The sequence below is a fragment of the Streptomyces sp. NPDC101118 genome (assembly GCF_044759445.1).
GTDB lineage: Bacteria > Actinomycetota > Actinomycetes > Streptomycetales > Streptomycetaceae > Streptomyces.
The window spans coordinates 189,159-208,729 of sequence record NZ_JBIVZG010000011.1; the positions used below are offsets into that span (position 1 = coordinate 189,159).

General features: G+C 75.7%; 10 protein-coding genes. 5 read left to right on the forward strand and 5 right to left on the reverse strand.

Features of this window, described 5'->3' with window-relative positions; genetic code table 11:
• Positions 1-163: 163 nt before the first annotated feature.
• The 3 genes from ACIQUQ_RS19690 to ACIQUQ_RS19700 form a co-directional block, all read right to left on the reverse strand.
• On the reverse strand, positions 164-1,504 hold the full coding sequence (locus ACIQUQ_RS19690) for a caspase domain-containing protein (RefSeq protein WP_403977331.1): 1,341 nt from the start codon (positions 1,502-1,504) through the stop codon (positions 164-166).
• A 3-nt stretch (positions 1,505-1,507) separates the two neighbouring features.
• Complete coding sequence (locus ACIQUQ_RS19695) at positions 1,508-1,924, reverse strand: hypothetical protein (protein ID WP_403977333.1); 417 nt, start codon at positions 1,922-1,924, stop codon at positions 1,508-1,510.
• Positions 1,925-2,161: 237 nt separating this feature from the next.
• The gene (locus ACIQUQ_RS19700; RefSeq protein ID WP_403977335.1) at positions 2,162-4,183 is read right to left on the reverse strand and encodes an FAD-dependent oxidoreductase; all 2,022 of its coding nucleotides are present in this window, start codon (positions 4,181-4,183) and stop codon (positions 2,162-2,164) included.
• 239 nt (positions 4,184-4,422) lie between these two features.
• Here ACIQUQ_RS19700 and ACIQUQ_RS19705 point away from each other — a divergent pair, with 239 nt between their 5' ends.
• Both ACIQUQ_RS19705 and ACIQUQ_RS19710 read left to right on the forward strand, forming a co-directional pair.
• Positions 4,423-6,786 carry an FG-GAP repeat domain-containing protein gene (locus tag ACIQUQ_RS19705; RefSeq protein ID WP_403977337.1) on the forward strand — a complete coding sequence of 788 codons (2,364 nt, stop codon included), beginning with the start codon at positions 4,423-4,425 and terminating at the stop codon, positions 6,784-6,786.
• 344 nt (positions 6,787-7,130) lie between these two features.
• On the forward strand, positions 7,131-9,371 hold the full coding sequence (locus ACIQUQ_RS19710; protein ID WP_403977339.1) for a VCBS repeat-containing protein: 2,241 nt from the start codon (positions 7,131-7,133) through the stop codon (positions 9,369-9,371).
• Between the two features lie 52 nt (positions 9,372-9,423).
• On the opposite strand, the gene ACIQUQ_RS19715 is transcribed toward ACIQUQ_RS19710, so the two are convergent.
• Together ACIQUQ_RS19715 and ACIQUQ_RS19720 are read right to left on the reverse strand one after the other, a co-directional pair.
• Positions 9,424-12,528, reverse strand: coding sequence for an alpha-mannosidase (locus ACIQUQ_RS19715; RefSeq protein WP_403977341.1), 3,105 nt, complete (start codon positions 12,526-12,528; stop codon positions 9,424-9,426).
• 147 nt (positions 12,529-12,675) lie between these two features.
• On the reverse strand, positions 12,676-13,032 hold the full coding sequence (locus tag ACIQUQ_RS19720; RefSeq protein ID WP_403977343.1) for a hypothetical protein: 357 nt from the start codon (positions 13,030-13,032) through the stop codon (positions 12,676-12,678).
• A gap of 187 nt (positions 13,033-13,219) precedes the next feature.
• Here ACIQUQ_RS19720 and ACIQUQ_RS19725 point away from each other — a divergent pair, with 187 nt between their 5' ends.
• Genes ACIQUQ_RS19725 through ACIQUQ_RS19735 form a run of 3 tightly spaced genes read left to right on the forward strand, consistent with a single transcriptional unit; the run spans position 13,220 to position 19,533 of the window.
• On the forward strand, positions 13,220-14,041 hold the full coding sequence (locus tag ACIQUQ_RS19725) for a hypothetical protein (protein WP_403977345.1): 822 nt from the start codon (positions 13,220-13,222) through the stop codon (positions 14,039-14,041).
• Positions 14,041-16,494, forward strand: coding sequence for a bifunctional serine/threonine-protein kinase/ABC transporter substrate-binding protein (locus tag ACIQUQ_RS19730; RefSeq protein WP_403977424.1), 2,454 nt, complete (start codon positions 14,041-14,043; stop codon positions 16,492-16,494). The genes ACIQUQ_RS19725 and ACIQUQ_RS19730 overlap by 1 nt, the downstream gene beginning before the upstream one ends.
• Positions 16,495-16,497: 3 nt before the next feature.
• The gene (locus ACIQUQ_RS19735) at positions 16,498-19,533 is read left to right on the forward strand and encodes an ABC transporter substrate-binding protein (protein ID WP_403977347.1); all 3,036 of its coding nucleotides are present in this window, start codon (positions 16,498-16,500) and stop codon (positions 19,531-19,533) included.
• Positions 19,534-19,571: the final 38 nt, after the last annotated feature.

The following is a 19,571-nucleotide window of genomic DNA, read 5'->3' on the forward strand; positions in this document are numbered from 1 at the left end:
ACAAGGCGCCAGCCGATGTCGGCGGGGGCGAGGTCTTTGAGTGCCTGACGGCTGGCTGGCGTCGCACCCTCGCTGCCGGCCTCATGCCGCCACCTCCGCGAAGAGACAGCCGGCCCCTGGACAGAACCCGACCGGTCCGCAGCCGGCACACCCGATCCGTGACTCAGCCCCTCTGGATCTCTCTGCTGTCCATGAGCAACCCTTCAGTCCCGTCCTGCGCCTGCACCACAAGCTCATCGCCGCGCATACCGACTGCCAGATACCAAGTGCCCGGCACCAACTCTCCTACCGGCGTCGGCTTACCGTCCACTCCAAAGATCTGGCGACGCAGCGGGACTGCGAACCAGAAGGCCACGAAGCCTGGTGTCTCTGCTACCAGAGCCTCCGTCCCGGCGTCTCTGTACCGAATGCCGTCGGTCTCGAGAAGAATCCCTCGGCGGCCGTCCTGGCTCTCGGCGACGAGGGCGTCTCCGCGGCGTTCCACGGCCAGATGCCAGACGCCAGTGGCCAATTCCGTCACCGAGTGCAACGTGCCGCCCTCCCACATGAGCAGACGCGGCTCAGGCACGGCGAACCACGCTCGTTTGAAGTCCGGGTCTGGTGGGGCTGCGATGACGCCGGCGAGCCGCTGCCTGAGCTGCATCCGTGCCAGATCGTTCAATTCCTCGAACTCTTTGCCGATGCCGAGGCCGACGCCGATGCTGTCGAAAGGGGTTTCCATCCGGACGGGAGCGGACATCGCCGGTTCGGTTTCGGCCTCTTCCAGCACAGCCCGGTTGCGGGCGATTGCGATGAAGCCGCCCGTGTTTCGGTTGCGCTGTTGCGGGAGCGGGCGGGACCGGCTGGCCAGCTGCTGGTGCAGGTGGCGGTAGAGGGTGTCCATGTCGAGCGGGTCGGGCCGGCCGGGGATGCCGTCGGTCAGGGTCCGGATCAGCTCGCCGGTGAACGCCGTGTACGTCTCCCCCGGCGGGGAGAGCGCCGGACGGGTCTCGGCGGAAGCGGTGAGCAGGCAGCTTCCCTCGACGACGGCCTGGTCTGCGATGTGCGTGCTCGCGCCCATGTTGCCGACCAAGGCACGGCCGCTGTAGCAGCAGTCCAGGATGACCACGGTGCGCAGGGCCCGTGCCTGGAGGTCCAGTACGGCCCGGCGCAGGTACTCGTAGCGCAGTGAGGTGTATTCGCGCTCGCGGTCGGAGTCCGGGAGGGTCAGGTACAGCTCGTCCGTGTACGGGTCTGTCAGGCCGTGTCCGGCGTAGTAGACGAGCAGGGTGTCCTCGGCCTTGCGGGCGCTCTCGCGGACCGCGTCGAGCACTTCGCGGGCGGTGCGCGGCTGCAGGATCACTGTGCATGCCGTTTCCGGCAGGCCCCACACTCGTCGGTCGGTGAGAGCCGTCCGGAGGCCTTCCAGGTTGCGGGCGACCGCGGGGAGGTTCTCCAGGGTGTCGTATTCGTGGACGCCGACGAGCACCGCCTGAGAGCGGGTCGGGTCCGACAGCTCGGCCACGGTCTACTCGCTGTCTCTGTCCGCCGGGGCGGGTACGAGCCCGGGGTGTGCGTTCCAGATCCTCAGGATTTCCTCGACGGCCTCGGGGGACCCGTCGTGCAGGGTGATCACCGCACCATCCCGTTCGAGCCGTACCTGGGGTGGATGTGGACGCGTGCGCCTCCAGGCCGCAACCGCGGTGATCAGGCTGGCCAGGGCGATGCTGTTGCTGAGCACGACGTTGACGATTTCCAGGGCGTCGCCCATGTGGCCCTGGTCCGGACTCCGCCCGGACCTCGTGGAGATGGCCGCCAGGCGGCGCAGCTCGGGATCCGCTGCCAGCCAGCGGTGCAGCGACGTCGCATGTTCGGTGGCGGGATCGTTGCCCCGGACGCCCGCCGTACCGCCCGTGCCGTCGCTGAACGCGAGGTTGACCTCCACGCGCCGGATCCTTCCCCCCGATGGTGACTGGCAGGGCTCATCGTAGGGGCGGGCCCGCACGCCCGGCCGGGGTTTCCGCACGGATCGGACCGGTACGGCACAATCACGGGCAACTGACGGGCCGGGCCTGCTGGCCGCGGCTGCCGAGAACCCCGGTGGCAGCGTCCCGAGATCGAGACCCGACGTACGTCGACGGCCTGTGGCCGCCCGGTGGGGGCGGCCACGGCAGTTCGGGCGTCAGAGGGTGGCGGCCAGTTCTGTGCCCTGCTTGACCGCGCGCTTCGCGTCCAGTTCCGCGGCCACGTCGGCGCCGCCGATGAGGTGGGCGCGGACGCCGGCCGCGGTCAGCTCGTCGTACAGGTCGCGGCGCGGCTCCTGGCCGGTGCAGAGCACGACGGTGTCGGCGGGCACGGTGTGTGCGGTGCCGTCGACCGTGATGTGCAGGCCCTCGTCGTCGATCCGCTCGTACGTGGCGCCGGCGACGGTGGTGACCCCGCGGTGCTTGAGCTCGGTGCGGTGGATCCAGCCGGTGGTGGTGCCCAGGCCCGCGCCGACCTTGGTGGTCTTGCGCTGGAGGAGGTGGACGGTGCGGGGGGTGGCGGGCCGCTCGGGGGTGCCGAGTCCGCCGCGGGCGCCGTACGTCGTGTCGACGCCCCAGTGCCGGAAGTAGACGGCCGGGTCCTGGCTGGCGCCCTCGCCGCTGTCGGTGAGGTACTCGGCGACGTCGAAGCCGATGCCGCCGGCGCCGACGATCGCGACGCGCTCGCCGACCGGGGCGCCGTCGCGCAGGACGTCGAGGTAGCTGAGGACCTTGGGGTGGTCCACGCCCTCGATCTCGGGGGTGCGGGGGGTGACGCCGGTGGCGACGACCACGTCGTCGTACCCCTCGGCGGCCAGGCCGGCCGCGTCGGCGAAGGTGTTCAGCCGGACCTCGATGCCGTGGGCGGCCAGCTGGGTGCCGAAGTAGCGGATGGTCTCCTCGAACTCCTCCTTGCCCGGGATGCGGCGGGCGATGTCGAGCTGTCCGCCGATGTGGCCGGAGGCCTCGTACAGGGTGACGGAGTGGCCGCGCTCGGCGGCGGAGACGGCGCAGGCGAGGCCGGCCGGGCCGGCGCCGACGACGGCGACGCGCTTCTTCAGGCGGGTGGGGGCGAGGACCAGTTCGGTCTCGTGGCAGGCGCGCGGGTTGACCAGGCAGGACGTGATCCTGCCGCTGAAGGTGTGGTCGAGGCAGGCCTGGTTGCAGCCGATGCAGGTGTTGATGGTCTCGGAGCGGCCGGCTCCGGCCTTGGCGACGAACTCGGCGTCGGCCAGGAACGGGCGGGCGAGGGAGACCAGGTCGGCGCGGCCCTCGGCGAGGATCTCCTCGGCCTTCTCGGGGGTGTTGATGCGGTTGCTGGTGACCAGCGGGATGCTCACCGCGCCCATCAGGCGCTGGGTGACCCAGGTGTACGCGCCGCGCGGGACGGACGTGGCGATGGTGGGGATGCGCGCCTCGTGCCAGCCGATGCCGGTGTTGATGATGGTGGCGCCGGCGGCCTCGATCTCCTTGGCGAGGGAGACGACCTCGTCGAGGGTGGAGCCGCCGGGGACCAGGTCGAGCATGGAGAGGCGGTAGATCAGGATGAAGTCCGGGCCGACGGCCTCGCGGGTGCGGCGGACGATCTCCAGGGGGAAGCGGACGCGGTTCTCGTACGAGCCGCCCCAGCGGTCCTCGCGCCGGTTGGTGTGCTCGGCGGTGAACTCGTTGATCAGGTAGCCCTCGGAGCCCATGATCTCGACGCCGTCGTAGCCGGCGAGCTTCGCGAGGCGGGCGGCGCGCACGAAGTCCTCGACGGTCTCCTCGACCTCGTCGTCGGTGAGGGCGTGCGGCACGAAGGGGCTGATGGGGGCCTGGAGGGCGCTGGGGGCGACCAGGTCCGCGTGGTAGGCGTAGCGGCCGAAGTGCAGGATCTGCATGGCGATCCGGCCGCCCTCGGCGTGCACGGCCTCGGTGATCGCGCGGTGCTCCTCGGCCTCGGCCTCGGTGGTGAGGCGGGACCCGCCCTCGAAGGGGCGGCCGCGGTCGTTGGGGGCGATGCCGCCGGTGACGATCAGGCCGACGCCGCCGCGGGCGCGCTCGGCGTAGAAGGCGGCGAGGCGCTCGAAGCCGCGCTCGGCCTCCTCCAGGCCGGTGTGCATCGAGCCCATGATCACCCGGTTCGGCAGGGTGGTGAACCCGAGGTCCAGGGGGCTCAGCAGGTGCGGGTACGGGGTCATGGGGGCGCCTCCTCGCGCGGTGTCCTTGAGCCTGTTGTACCGACCGGTAACCGGTTTTGCAACTAGGTGCATAAGAGGTGTGGTGCGGCTCATGCCGGGTCCGCGGCAGCCTCGTGTACGCCACCCGGGCCGGGCAGGACCGCTGGTAGGATCCAAGATCACCGAATTCACGGCGGACGGGTGTGCGGCGGGGGGCCGTGCGCAGCCCCTCCGTTCGGCTCGCCCGAGGGGGGCTCCCGATGCACCAGCGCACGTCCCGCCGTACCAGGCGCCTGACCACCCTCGCCGTGGCCGCGGCCCTGGCCGCCACCGGCGCCCCGGCCGCCACCGCAGCCCCGGCCGCCCTGCCCGCGGCGGCGGCCCCGGCCGCCGGAACCTCCGCCGGAACTTCCGCCGGAGCCTCCGCCGGCACCGCCACCGGACCGGCCGGCGTCCAGCGGGCCGCGGCGGTGCCGCGCCTCCCGCGCGGCTCCGAGGTCCTCGCCGGCGGCCCGGGCGGCCTCCTCACCTGGCAGCGCGACGCCGACGGCTCCCTCACGTGGACCCGGAGCGCGGACGGCGTCAGCACGCGCCTGGGCCGCGACAACACCGACGTGAGCGAGCCGGACTGCAACTGCCACGGCCTCCACGACACCATCGCGTTCACGGACACCGAGGCCCCGTGGGTCGCGGACAGGGTGACCGTCCGCCGCATGGACACCGGCGCCGAGAGCAGCGTCCGCCTCCGGGCGCGGGGGCTCCGCTACCTCGGCGCCCTCGGCCAGACCGTGATCGCCTTCCGCGACGATCCGGGCCGGGCCGAGGTGCACCTGCTCGACCTGAAGGGCACCCGGGTGACGGACCGCGTGCTGCCCGGCGTCCCCGCCCACGCCTACCGGCCGCGCCTGGCCGCGCTGGCCCCCGGGACGTTCGTCCTCCGCTACCAGACCGGCCCGGAGGTGTGGGATCCGGTGCGCGACGCGCTGGTCGACGCCGGGGCCGGCCGGGTCCTGCGCACCTACGCCTCCGCGGGCTGGGGCCTCCCCTCGCTCTCGGCGACCCACATCGCCTGGTCCGGGACCCTGCGGTCGCAGGAGACCGGGACGTGGCACAACGTCGTGCGGGTGGCCGAACGGGGGTCCGCCCAGGTGGCCGTACGGCTCACGTCGAAGACGGCGGACGACTGGGTACGTGCGGACCTCATGGGCGGCTGGCTCCTGACCGGCCCGCGGACGCCCCTCGGGCTCGGGACGGCCGGCGTCGACCACGGCCTGTACGCCACGCCTCTGGCGGGCGGTACCCGTACCCGGCTCCTCGACCACGTCACCGCGGTCGTCCCCGGCCCGGCCGGCACCGCCTACGTCTCGGGCGGTACGACGGCCCGGGGCGAGGGTGTGTACCGGATCGCGTCCGGAGCCGACGGGAAGCCGGTGGCGACGCTCGTCGGCAGCACCGGCGAGCCGACCCGCCTCACCCTGCGCGACAAGGACGCCCCCGCGGTCGTCCGCCTCGACGGGACCCGGACCGGGCGGATGCGGTGGCAGCTGTCCCGCTACAACGCGCGGGTCACCGTGGTGCTCCGGCACACGGCGACCGGCGCCACCGTGACCGCGGACACGGCCGGCAGCGACCCGTCCGACGGCCGTGAGGACGCCGCCGAGCTCCGGCGGCTGCCGGACGCGTGGTTCGCACTGGACTGGCAGGGGATCCTGGAGGACACCGACGGCCACTCCTACCGGCAGGCCCCCAACGGGGCGTACACCTACACGCTCACCGCCCGGCCCGAGAACGGCATAGGCCCCGACCTGAAGGTCACCGGCGGGTTCACCGTCCGGCGCGCGGCCGTCCTGCACGACCTCACGGACGACGGGACGCCCGACCTGCTCGCGCGGACCCGGGGCGGCCTGCTGGCCGGCGTCAACTCCCTGTACTGGAAGACGCTGGACCGCACCGCCACGGACCACCGCCACGGGGACTTCTGGGAGAAGTACCCCCTGCTGGCGGTGGGCGGCGACGTGGTGGGGGGCCGGGCCGCGGACCTGCTGGCCCGGGACGCCGGCGGGGTGCTGTGGGTGTACCCGGGGAAGGGCGACGGCAGCTTCGCGAGCCGGGTCAGGATCGGCTCCGGCTGGGGCGCGTACGACCGCCTCGCGGGCGGCTCGGACCACGACGGCGACGGCCGCGCGGACCTGCTCGCGCGGGACCGGAGCGGGGTGCTCTGGCTGTACCGCGGCACCGGGTCGGCGTCGGCGCCGTACAAGGCCCGCAAGCGGATCGGCGGCGGGTGGAACGCGTACGACCGGCTCACCGCCGCCGGGCAGCTGGGCGGGGGCGCCGCCGGCGACCTGCTCGCGCGGGACCGGGACGGCGTGCTGTGGCTGTACCTCGGCAGGGGCGACGGCACCTTCGCGCAGCGGGTGCGGGTCGGCGACGGCTGGGGCGCGTACCGCGACCTCGTCGGCTGGGGCGACGCCGACCGCGACGGGAAGGCCGACCTGTACGCCCGGGGCAGGGACGGGCGGAGCCACCTCTACCGCGGCACGGGCGACTGGCGGGCGCCGTTCGGTCCGCGGAGCGGGCTGCCGGGGTGGCTCGACGAACGGGCCTACGCCGAGGTGCTGTAGCGGGCGGGCCCCGGCCGTCCTGCGGCACGCACGGCGGTCGCCGGCCGTACCGCGGCCGCCCGGCGGGGCCGTCCCGCGGGACACACGGCGGGGCCGTCCCGCGGCATGCCCGGCGGGGCGTCCGGCCCACCCCGCGAGGCCGTCCTGCGGCACCGCCGTGCGTGGTTCGTCCGGGTACGCCCGCGCGCGGGGTGGCCGCATGGCGGCGGCGCCGGGAAAAGACCTGCTGGGAGCGGGGATCGGGGCTGGTACAGTCCGCGGTCGATCACGTGTCGGCGGACAGGTGTGCGGCGGGGGGATCCGAGGCGCGCCGGGTCCGCCCGTACCCGCCCAGGGGGCTCCGCATGCACCACCGCACGTCCCGACGCCTGCTCGCCGTCGCCGTCATGACCGGCCTCGCGGCCACCGGCGCGCCCGCCGTCGTCCCGGCGACGGCGGCCCCGTCCGCGCCGTACGCCGCCGCGGGGGCGGAAGTGGCCTCGGGGGTGCCGAAGTTCGCCCCGGGGAGCGAGATCCTGGCGGGGGGCCCGAGCGGCTTCCTCACGATCGACGCGCGCGACGAGATGTCGTGGACCCGGTACGCGGACGGCGCGCGCACGGCACTGGGCAAGGACTCCTACGGCCGGGACGCGGTCCACCGGCACGGGGGGCTGACCGACACCGTCGCGACCCTGGACACGGACAGCCAGGGCATCACAAGGCTCGTGACCCTGCGGGACATGGCCACCGGGGCGGTGAAGCGGGTGGACCTGGCCGCCCCGGGCTACTCCTACGTCGGCGTCTCGGGCTCCACCGTGATCGCCCGGAGCTACCTGCCGGGCGACGCCCGGCTGCACCTGCTGGACGGATCCGGCAGCGAAGCGACCGACCGGATCGTGGCCGGGCTGCCGGCCTTCTTCTTCAACGAGTCCCTGGAGGCCCTGACCGACGGCGCCTTCCTGCTCGGCTACGACACCGGCACCGGGGACGCCCGTGTCCGGCACGCTTCGGTGATCGACACGGCCACCGCCACGGTGACCGACACCTACCGGGTCTGGGAGACCTGGGGCTCCGCCAGGATGTCCGCGGACCGCATCGTGTGGTCCGGCCGGACCACGGGCAACCAGGTCGCCCTCCGCCTGGCCGAGCGCGGATCCGCCGAGGTGACCAAGACGGTCGTCGGTACCGCGGACAACTTGCCCCCGATGGTGGGGCTCCTGGACGGCTGGCTGATCTCCGGGATGCGAAGGGGCTTCGACGAGGGCGACGCCGACGAGGACCTCGCCCTGCGCGCCCGGCCCCTCGGGGGCGGCACGGCGAAGCGCCTCCTCGACCACGCGTCCTCGATCGTGCCCGGCCCGGACGGCACGGCACTGGCCATGGGCGGGACGGTGGCCCACGGCGAGGGCCTGTACCGGATCGCCAAGGGCGCCGACGGGAAGCCGGCCGCCACGCTCGTGGCCGGCACGGGCCAGGCCTCCCAGGTCACGCTGCTGAAGAGCGGGATCCCGTCCGTCGTCCGCCCGAGCGGGCCGGGCCCCTGGGCGCTGCGGTGGCAGCTCTCGCGCCGCAGCGTGGGCATCTCGGTGAAGGTGCGGCACACCGCCACGGGATTCCTGGACAGTGCCGGCGGGTTCCCGGAATCCGAGGTGGACGAGAACGGCTGGTTCCAGTGGGACTTCGACGGAACGGTCCACTCGCCCGGCCGCGGAAGCTACCGGCAGGCGCCGAACGGGGCGTACACCTGGGAGCTCACCGCGTGGCCGAAGAACGGGATCGGTCCCACGCTGCGCGCGAGCGGCGGCTTCACCGTCAGGCGGGCCGCCGCCCCGCACGACTTCACCGACGACGGCACGCCGGACCTGTTCGGCCGGACTCCCTCCGGGGAACTGGTGCGGACCGGCAGCATGTTCACCCATTACCTGCCCGAGGACGCCACCCGGAACCGGCTCGGCGACTACTGGGCGAAGTACACCGTGCTGACCGTGGGCGGCGACGTCGTCGGGGGCAGGAGCGCCGACGTGCTGGCCCGTGACGGGGCGGGCGTGCTGTGGGTGTACCCCGGGAAGGGTGACGGCACCCTGGCCGCCCGGACCCGGATCGGCGGCGGCTGGAACGCGTACGACCAGATCACCGCCGGCAGCGACCACACCGGCGACGGGCGTGCCGACCTGGTGGCCCGGGACCGTTCCGGCGTGCTCTGGCTCTACAAGGGGACGGGCGACGCGGACACGCCCTACAAGTCCCGCGTTCGGGTCAGCGGAGGCTGGGGAACGTACAACCTCGTCCGCGCCGTGGGCAGCCTCGGCGGCAGCCCGGCCGGTGACCTCGTCGCCCGGGACAAGGACGGCGTCCTCTGGCTCCACCTGGGCAGGGGCGACGGCACCTTCGGCAGCCGGATCAAGGTCGGACCGGGCTGGAACAGCTACCAGGACATCGTCGGCTGGGGCGACGCGGACCTCGACGGCAAGGCGGACCTGTACGCCCGCGCCAAGGACGGCCGGAGCTGGTTCTACCACGGCACCGGCGACCAGCAGCGGCCCTTCCCCGGCCGGGACCACCTCGACCGCTTCTACGCCGACGGCACGTACAACACCGTGTTCTGACGGTCACCGTGGCTCCGGCCGGGCGCCCGGCCGGAGCCATCGCCCACCGGCTTCAGGCCCGGCGCAGGCGCAGGGTGACCACCTGGAACGGGCGGAGGGTGAGCGGGACGGTGCCCTCGGGCAGGAGGGGGCCCACGGCCCTCCCCGGGAGGGGGCGTTCCAGGAGGTCCGTCTCCCGGGCCTCCGCCACCCCGAAGCCCGGCGTCAGGGTGGCCCGCGCCCGGCCGCCCAGGGCTTCGTACAGGCGGACCACCACGTCGCCGCTGCGGTCCTCGGCCAGTTTCACCGCCTCCACCACCACCGCGTCCGCGTCCACGGACACCAACGGGGCCACCGGGCCGGCGCCGGGGCGCGCGCGGCCGGGGAGGTTGAACCAGTGGCCCTCCCGTACCGCGTCGGCCACGTCCGCGCCCGGGACCAGCGCGTAGCGCAGGGCGTGGGTGCCCCGGTCGGTGTCGGGGTCGGGGTAGCGGGGCGCGCGGAGCAGGGACAGGCGGACCGTCGTCGTCTGGCCGCCGTCGGGGCGGACGTCGCGGGTGACGTCGTGGCCGTACGTCGCGTCGTTCAGCAGCGCCACGCCCCAGCCCGGTTCCGCCGCGTGGATCCAGCGGTGGGCGCAGATCTCGAACTGCGCCGCCTCCCAAGAGGTGTTGGTGTGGGTGGCCCGGTACACGTGCCCGAACTGGGTCTCGGCCGCGGTGCGGTCGGCCTTCACGTCCAGCGGAAAGGCCGCCTTGAGGAGCGTCTCGCTCTCCTGCCAGTCCACCTCCGCCGCCAGGTCCACCCGCCGGGCGCCCGCGCGCAGGGTGAGGGTCTGCACGACCCGGGAGCCGCCGAAGGAGCGGGTGACGGCGACGGTGGCGGCGGTGGGCCCGGCCGCCGCCAGTTCCATGCGGTCGAGGCCGGTGAGGTCGGTGACCCGGTGGCGGTGGTGCTCGTCGAGGTCCCAGGCGTCCCACATGACGGGGTGGTCGGGGTGGATCTGGAGGAGGTTGGCCGCCCCGCCCGGGACGAGGGACTCCCGCCCGGCCGTCAGGTCGTACGCCGAGACGAGCAGGCCCCTGCCGTCGATCTCGACCCGCAGCCGGCCGTTGGCCAGTACGTGGCCTCCGCCGGGCCGGTCCTCCGCCGTCACCCGGTCCGCGGCGGGCGCGACGGGGGCCGCCCCGCCGGCGGGGACGCCGTCCCGGGCGTGCGGGGCGGGGTTGAAGACCAGCTCCGTGTCGCCCTCCCCGGCGAGGGCGGTCTGCGCGCGGGCGGTGATCGCGGCGAGGTCGCGGTGGACCCGGGCGTAGGTCTCGCGGGCCTCGCGGTGCACCCAGGCGATGGAGGAGCCGGGCAGGATGTCGTGGAACTGGTGCAGGAGCACCGTCTTCCACAGCTCTTCGAGTTCCTCGTACGGGTACGCGTACACGTGGCCCGGCACCCGGACCGCGGCCGTCGCCGCCCACAGCTCGGCCTCGCGCAGCAGCGACTCGGCGCGCCGGTTGCCCTGCTTGGCCGCGGCCTGGGAGGTGTACGTGCCGCGGTGCAGCTCCAGGTAGAGCTCGCCCACCCAGACGGGGGCGTCCGGGTACTCGGCGGACGCCTTCTCGAAGAAGGCGTCCGGCCGCTCGACCGCCACGCGCGGGGAGCCCTCCAGGTCGCGCAGTCGCCGGGCGCGGGCCAGCATCTCGCGGGTGGGGCCGCCCCCGCCGTCACCCCAGCCGAACGGCACCAGGGAGCGGGAACCCCGGCCCTTCTCGCGGTAGTTGCGGGCGGTGTGCGCCAACTGGGCTCCGCCGAGGTCGGAGTTGTAGGTGTCGACGGGCGGGAAGTGGGTGAAGACCCGCGTGCCGTCGATGCCCTCCCAGCGGAAGGTGTGGTGCGGGAAGGCGTTCGTCCGTGACCAGGAGAGCTTCTGGGTGAGGAACCAGTCGGCGCCGGACAGCCGCACGAGCTGCGGCAGCGCGGCGCTGTAGCCGAAGGAGTCGGGCAGCCACACCTCGCGGGTCTCGATGCCGAACTCGTCCAGGAAGAACCGCTTCCCGTACAGGAACTGACGGACCATCGCCTCGCCGCCGGTCATGTTGGTGTCGGCCTCCACCCACATCCCGCCGACCGGCACGAACCGCCCCTCCGCAACCCGCCGCCGCACCCGCTCGAAGAGGGCCGGGCGGTGCCGCTTGAGCCAGTCGAGCTGCTGGGCCTGTGACATGGCGAAGACGAGCCCCGGAGCCGGAAGGTCCGGGTCGGGGTCGGGGTCGGGGTCCGGGTCCGGGTCTGCGCCGGCGTCCGTAACCGTGTCCGTGTCCGCGTCCATGAGTGCGAGCACGTTGGCCGTGGTGCGGGCCACCTTCCGGACGGTCTCGCGCAGCGGCCACAGCCAGGCGGAGTCGATGTGGGCGTGACCGACGGCGCTGATCCGGTGGGCGGAGGCGTGCGCGGGGGCGGCGAGGACGCCGGCGAGCTCGGCGCGGGCCGCGGCCGCCGTACCGGGCACGTCGGCGAGGTCGAGGGCGTCGAGGGCCCGTTCGGCCGCACGCAGCACCCCGTGGCGCCGGGCCTCGTCCTCGGGCAGTCCGGCCAGCAGCCCCGACAGCACGTCCAGGTCCTGTACGAGCTCCCAGACCCCGGACTCGAAGACCGTGAGGTCCATCCGGCCCCGCCGGTACAGGGGCCGGTCGCTGCTGGTGCGGACGTCGCCCTCGGCGGTCGGGGCGTGGGCGGTGAGCACGGGGTTGGCGGCGGCCTCGACGTACCACTCGACCCGCTCGCCGCCCGCGGCCCGGCCGGTGACCCGCACCCAGTCGTTGAGCGCGCTGAGGCCCTTGACCTCACGGCCGTCGGACGCGTGCACCAGCCCCTCGCACTGGAAGCCGGGCATCGCGCGGTCGAAGCCCAGGTCGAGGACGGCCTCGACGGTACGTCCGGCCCACTCGTCCGGCACGGTGCCGGTGACCCGGAACCAGGTCGTGCCCCACGCCGGGCCCCAGGCCTCCCCCACGGCGCAGGGGACGTACCGGGCGGCCAGGCCCTCGGCGACCGGCACCGGCTCGCCCGGGGCGTCCCAGCGCCCGACCGACAGCGGGACGGCACGGGTGTGGACGGCGGGCCGGAGGCGCTCGGCGAGGACCCGGCGGAGGCGCTGCTCCACGATGCTGCTGTCGTCGTGCACGGCGGCGGCTCCACGGGTCGTCCGGGCGTCCTCGCCCGGGCCCGGGTGCGGCCCAGCGTACGGAGGGGACCCCGGGGAACCCCGCCCCGCCGGCAGGCGTGTCGGCCGGCCCCCGAACACGCCGGCCCACCCCCCGGCGGCGAAACGTCACTTCATGCGGTAGGTGACCTTCTCCGCGAGCTTCCCGTCCTTGAAGCAGAAGCGGTACACCTCGTCGCCGGTGCCCTGGTCCGACACGTACCAGGAGCACTTCGCACCCGCCGGCACGGCCGGGCCGTCCTCCTTCAGCGCGGAGGTCACGAAGCTCTCGCCCGAGGGGAGCGTGCCGCGCACGGTGCTCTCCGCGTCGCCGACCCGGGCGGCCTCGTACACCTTCGGGTCGATCATGTTCTCCTGTACGGCGCCGAACAGCTTGACGGCTCCGAAGGCGAGCACCGCCAGCAGCCCGATGCCGAGCACGCCGGCCACTCCGCACCCGATGAGACAGCCCTTGCGCTGCGCCACGTCCTGTTCCTTCCGGTCATTCCTTCGTACGTTCTCGGACGTTTACGACGTTCGCAGAAGGCAAAGCCGCGTGCTGTATTCCAAAGTCGCCAGTCGGTGCGACGTTCGTCGTTCCTGCTTCGAACCTGCTTCGAACCTGCTTCGCCGTTCGCGTTCCGTCGTTTGCAGCGCATGAATGGGGGCTCAGATGGGTTACGGCGCGAGGACCCGGCGGGTGCGGGCCGCGGCGACCGCCGCGGGCGCGGTGGGAGCGGTCGGGGCACTGCTCGGCGGCTGCTCGGACGGCGGCGGGAGCGGCGCGCAGGGACGGCCCGCAGGAACGTTCACCCCCCGGCCGGTCCCCTCCCCCACCACGGGCGGCTTCGGGGCCGGGCCGCCGCTGGACGCGGCCCGGGTCCCGCGCACGGCCGCGCAGGCGCGGGCGGTGGCGGGGCGGATCATCGCGGATCCGGAACTGTTCGGGCGGGAGGTCCGCCGCGACAGCCCGTACGAGAGCGACCCGGCGGCCTGGCCGGTGCTGGACGGGAGCTGCGTGTGGCGGATCCGGCCGGTGCCGCCGGACGTGCTGGCGAGCGTCACCCGCTACTACCGCATCCCGGCCGGGCCGGGCCGCGCCGGGACCCGGCTGACGGCCACGGTCACCGTGCACCGGACCCCCCGGGACTCGTCCTGGGAGATCGCCCGGGCCATGGAGGAGGTGATGCGCTGTCCCGCCCAGGAGCTGCGGGACGGTGAGCGGCTCGACTCCCTGTTCACCTCCGCGCTGCACCTGTCCGAGCAGAACAACGACTGGGCGCAGGACGCGTTCTCGGAGACCGGCGGCTTCCACGACCGGACCGGCGGCCCGTACCCGTACCTCTGGACCGAGGGGAAGTACGGGCCGGTGACCGTGGCGGTGTCGGTCCGCGGCGGGCGGGGCGTGACGCGCGAGGCGGTGGTCGGCCTGGTGGCGGAGGGGCAGACGTGGATGATGCGCCGGGCACAGCAGGCGATCGGGAGGGCCTCGTGATGGAACCGCTGCTGCCGACGGACCCCTCGCGCATCGGCGGTTACCGGCTGCTGGGCCGGCTGGGCGCGGGTGGCATGGGGGTGGTCTACCTGGGCCGCTCGGACGGCGGCGGGCTCGCCGCGGTGAAGGCGATCCGGGCGGAGTACGCGGAGGAGGCGGACTTCCGGGCCCGCTTCCGGCGGGAGGTGCGGGCCGCCCGGCGGGTGCACAGCCCGTACGTGGTGGCGCTCGCGGACGCCGAGCCGGAGGCGGAATCGCCTTGGCTGGCAACGGAGTTCGTGCCGGGCCTCTCGCTGGCGGAGGCGGTCGGAGAGTACGGTCCGCTGCCGGTGCGGGCGGTACGGGTGCTGGGGCTCGCGCTGGCCCGCGCGCTGGCCGCCGTACACCAGGCGGGCCTGGTGCACCGGGACGTGAAGCCGGCCAACGTGCTGCTGGCGGCCGGTGGGCCCCGGCTGATCGACTTCGGGATCGCGCGGGCCTCCGACACCACCGCGCTGACCTCGACGGACATGGTGGTCGGCACGCCGGGGTTCCTCTCGCCGGAGCAGGCGCAGGGGCGGCGGGCCACGGCGGCGAGCGACGTGTTCGCGCTGGGCTGTCTCCTGGTCTACGCGGCGACCGGGCGGGCGCCGTTCGGCCGGGGCCCGGTGGACGCGCTGCTGTACCGCACCGTGCACGACGAACCGGACGTGGCCTGGCGGGAGTTGGGGGACGCGGAGCTGGCCGGGCTGCTGCGCGTCTGCCTGGCGAAGGACCCGTACGACCGGCCGACACCGGACGCGCTGGCCGCTGCGCTGGCCGAGGGCGACGGCGGGGTGGGGGCGGGCTCAGGGGCCGGGGCCGGGGCCGGGGCTGGAGCGGGGGCGGGAGCGGGGGCGGGCACGGGAGCAGGAGCGGGGGCGGGTGTCCGGCCCGGCGGCGGTGGCGGGGTGACGGGCGGCGGTACGGGAGCGGGCACAGGTACGGGGGCGACGGGCGGGACGGGAGCGGGCGGCGGGACGGGAGCGGCGGGCGGGACGGGGGACGGTACGGCCACGTCCGCGGGTCGCGGCTGGCTGCCGGGTCCCGTCGTCGCCGCGGTCGCGGCGCGGGCCGCGGAGTTCCTCGCCCTGCCGGACATCGCGGCCACGGTGGCGGAGGGGCGGGCCGGTGGGCCCGGGCGCCGGCGGTTCCTGCTGGCCGGTGCCGGGGCGGCGCTCGCGGCGGGCGGCGGCACGGCCGCCTGGCTGGGCCTGCGTCCCGGCCGCGGACCCGCCGGGCCGGCGCCGCGGCGCTGGACGATCGGGGTGCACGCGGACCTCTCGGGCCCCGGTGCCGCCGTCGGGCGGGCCCAGGAGCGGGGGGTCCGGCTGGCGGTGGAGGCGTTCAACTCCCGTCGGGGGCGCCCGTTCACGCTGTCGGTGACGGTCGCCGACGACCGGGGCGAGGGCGCACGGGCGCCGGGCGCCGCCGCCGCGCTGGCCGGCGACCGCGACGTACTCGCGGTGATCGGGCCGACCGGCGACGCCTCCGCGTACACCTCACTGGACCGCTACGGCGCGGCCTCGCTCCCCCTGGTGACCGTCTCCGCGGCGGGTTCCGGCTTCGGGCTCGCCGACCGGCGCGCGCTGCTCCAGGCCTGCCCGGTCGCCGCCGCCCACGCGGAGGCGGTGAACCTGCAGTTCGTGGCCGGGGGCGCGGTCCGGCGGCTCGGCGTGCTCTGCGACCGCTCCGGCGACTCCCCCGCCTGGGAGACCGCCTTCCTCGCCGATCTGTCGGTCGGCTACTACGTGCCGGAGGCCACGGCCCACCCGCGGGTGGTGCCGCGCGGCGAGACGGACTACGCGCCGGTCGTCGGCGACCTGCTCGGCCGGAACCTCGACGGCTTCCTGTACACGGGCGCCCCGCCGGGGGCGGCCCGGGTGGCACGGCTGCTGCGCGCTGCCGGTTTCGCCGGGCCGCGGATCGCCGACTACCCCGCCATGGGGCCCGAGTTCCTCCGGCTGGCCGGCCCGGACGCGGAGGGCTGGCGGTTCTTCGCCCCGTACACCGGGCCCGAGGCGCCCGAGGCCGCACCGGTCGCGGCCGCGCACCGCCGCCGGTACGGGTCGGCGCCCGCGCACTGGACGGCCGAGGCGTACGACGTGACGCTGATGGTCGCCGACCGGCTGGCCCGCCTCGCGGCGGGCGGCGACCGGCCGGGCCGGGCCGAACTCCTGGCCGGCCTCGCGAAGGGCACGTACCGCGGGCTGCTCAAGGAGTACGCCTTCGACGGGGCCGGCCGGATCAGGGGGACGGCCTCGTTCCTGCACCGTGTCGAGGGCGGCCGGATGCGGTACGAGGGGCCCGCGCCGGCCCGACCCCGGGGGCGGCCGGCGCCGGGCGGGGCGGAGCGGCCGGCAGCGGGCGGGGCGGAGCGGCCGGCACCGGGCGGGGCGGAGCGCTCCGCGCCCCGCGGATCGGGGAGGTCCTAGAGCATGCGGCCGCTGCGGGCCGGGGACCCGTCGTCGGTGGGCGGGCACCGGCTGCTCGGGCGGCTCGGCGCCGGGGGCATGGGCACGGTGTACCTGGCCCGGTCGCCCGGCGGGGCACTGGTGGCGCTGAAGGTGATCGCCGCCGGGCACGCGGCGGATCCGGAGTTCCGGCGGCGCTTCCGGCGCGAGGTGGCCGTGGCGCGGGGGCTGCGGGGGCGCTGGCTCGTGCCGGTCGTGGCGGCCGATCCGGAGGCGCGCGAGCCCTGGCTCGCCACGGTGTACGTGCCGGGTCCGTCCCTCGCGGAGGCGGTCGCGGCGTACGGTCCGCTGCCCCCGGCCACCGTACGGGTGCTCGGCGCCCGGCTCGCGGCGGCGCTGGCGGAGGTGCACGCGGCGGGGCTGGTGCACCGGGACGTGAAGCCGGGCAACGTGCTGCTGGCCCCGGACGGGCCCCGGCTGATCGACTTCGGGGTCGCCAGGGGCTTGGACGCGACCGCGCTGACGGCCGCGGGGGCGGTGGTCGGCACACCCGGATACCTCTCCCCCGAACAGGCGCGGGCGGGCGGTCCGGCCGAAGTGGGGCCGCCGGGCGATGTGTTCGCGCTCGGGTGCCTGCTGGTCTTCGCCTCGACGGGTCGGGGGCCGTTCGGCGGTGGGAACCCGGCGGCGGTGGTGTTCCGGACGGTGCACGAGGAGCCCGAACTGGCGGGCGTACCGGCCGCGTTGGTGCCGCTGGTGCGGACGTGCCTGGCCAAGGACCCGGCACTCCGGCCGTCGGCGCGCGAGCTGTGCCGGGCGCTCGGTGGGGAGGAGGACGGGGAGGCGAGCGGGAACGGAGGCGTGGAGCGCCCGGCGATCGGGGGCCGCCCCACGGACGGGGCCCGCCCCACAGACGGGGTCTGCCCGACGGACGGCGCGCACCGGGAAGGCGGGGCGCACCCGGAGAGCGGGGCGCACCCGGCGGACGGCAGGCGCCCGGAGAACGGGGCCCACCCGGAGAGCCGGGCCCACCCGGCGCACGGCGTGCGCCCGGAGGACGGGGCCCACCCGGCGGACGGCACGCGCCCGGACAACGGGGCTCAGCCGGAGAGCGGCGCCCACCCGGAGGACGGCCCGCGCCCGGAAAGCGGGACCCACCCGGAGAACCGCCCGCACCCGGAAAGCGGGACCCACCCGGAGAACGGGGCCCATCCGGCACAGAGCACGCGCCCAGAGGATGGAGCCCACCCAGCACACGGCATGCGCGTGGAAGACGGGGCCGACCCAGCGCACGGCGTCCGCCCGCAGAGCGGGAGGCACTCAACGGACCGGGCACACCCGGAAGACGGCGCCCACACGGCGGACCGGGCACGCCCGATGGCCCGGGTGCGCCCGGTGGACGGGAAGCGTCAAGGGGACGGTCCGCACTCATCGGACGGAGCCCGCCCCGCAGACGGGGCACCCCCCGCGGACACCGCAGCCCCCGCCGGCACTGCACGCCCCACGGACACCGCACACCCGGCGGACACTCCACCCCCCGCAGATACCGCACGCCCCGCGGACACCTCAGCCCCCGCGGACACCGCAGCCCCCGCCGGCACTGCGCGCCCTACGGACACCGCATACCCGGCGGACCGTGCACGCCCCGCAGATGCCGCACGGCCCGCGGACACCGCAGCCCCCGCGGATACCTCACACCCCGCGGACGCGGCGCGCCCCACGGACGCCTCATACCCCACGGGCGCCGGTGCCGGCTGGCTGCCGGCTCCGCTGCCGCAGCTGATCGCGGAACGGGCGGCGGGTGCGCTGGCCCTGCCGGTCCCGGAGCCGACGGCCGCCGGCCGGCCGGTGCGGGGCCGGCCAACCCGGCGGCGGCTGCTGGCGGCCGGCGGGGCGTTCGCGCTGGCCGCCGCGGGGACGGGGGTGTGGCTGGCCACCCGCTCCGGCGGCACCGGGCCCGGCGGCGGGGGCCGTGCGGTGCCGCCCACCCGCACGATCGGCTTCCACGCCGACCTGAGCGGGCCGGGCGCGGAGGCCGGCCTGGCTCAGCGGCGCGGGGCTGAGCTGGCGGTGGAGGCGCACAACTCCCGTACGGACGCGGCCTTCCGCCTGCTGCTGCGGGCCGTGGACGACGCGGGCGAGCGGGCGCGGGCCGCGCGGGCGGCGGCCGAGTTCGCGGCCGACCCCTCGGTGCTGGCGGTGCTCGGCCCGAGCTGGGACGCGGCGGCGGAGGAGGTGGCGGTGCTGTACGACCGGGTCCGGCTGCCGGCGCTGCTGGTGTCGGCGGACGGGCGGGCCGCGGCGGGTACCCGGTCGGTGTTCGCGACGCGGCCGCCCGGCGGGATGCTGGCCGTGCCGCTGGCCCACTACCTGGCCGGCGCCCGGCCCACGTCCCTGACCGCCGTGGTGCGCGACGCGGCGGGCGGCACCCCGGCACGGGAGGTGGCCCGGGCGATCGACGCGGAGGAGCCGGCGAGCAGTGTGGTGATCACCCATCAGATCACGCTGAAAGACACCGACTTCACGCTCACGGCCCGTTCGGTGGTGGCGGGCGGTGCGGCCGGTGTGGTGTACGCGGGCACCTCTCCGGCCCGAGCGGCCCTGCTGGCGAGGGCGCTGGCCCGGGAGGGCTTCCGGGGCCCGCGGGTGGCCCCGCAGTACGCGATGGGGCCGGCCTTCCTGCGCGGGGCCGGGGCGGCCGGTACCGGGTGGGTGTTCGGTGCGCACTTCGCGGATCCGCTGGCGCTGCCGGGGGCGTGGGCCTTCGTACGGGCGCACCGGGCCGCGTACGGGGTGTCCCCGGGGCGCTGGGCGGTGGAGGCCTACGACGCGGTGGGCCTGCTGGCGGCCGCGCTGGCCGGGGTCGGGACGCGGACGTCCGCCGGGGTGCGCGGGGAACTGGCCGGGCGGCTGCTCCGCACGTCCCACCAGGGCGTCGCCGAGCGGCTGGAGTTCGACCCGGCCACCCGGGCCCTGCCGTACCGCCGGGGCTCCTACCTGTACCGGGCGGAGGGCGGCACGTACCGCTTCCTCGGGGCGTACGACCGGGTCCGGGCCTGACGGCGCGACACGGGGGCGGCCGGGCGCGGGGCCGGCTC

Bases quoted from the DNA above. Each gene is read 5' to 3' on its own strand.
- ACIQUQ_RS19700 (WP_403977335.1), bottom strand. From the start codon at position 4,183: ATGACCCCGTACCCGCACCTGCTGAGCCCCCTGGACCTCGGGTTCACC.
- ACIQUQ_RS19705 (WP_403977337.1), top strand. From the start codon at position 4,423: ATGCACCAGCGCACGTCCCGCCGTACCAGGCGCCTGACCACCCTCGCC.
- ACIQUQ_RS19710 (WP_403977339.1), top strand. From the start codon at position 7,131: ATGCACCACCGCACGTCCCGACGCCTGCTCGCCGTCGCCGTCATGACC.
- ACIQUQ_RS19725 (WP_403977345.1), top strand. From the start codon at position 13,220: ATGGGTTACGGCGCGAGGACCCGGCGGGTGCGGGCCGCGGCGACCGCC.
- ACIQUQ_RS19730 (WP_403977424.1), top strand. From the start codon at position 14,041: ATGGAACCGCTGCTGCCGACGGACCCCTCGCGCATCGGCGGTTACCGG.
- ACIQUQ_RS19735 (WP_403977347.1), top strand. From the start codon at position 16,498: ATGCGGCCGCTGCGGGCCGGGGACCCGTCGTCGGTGGGCGGGCACCGG.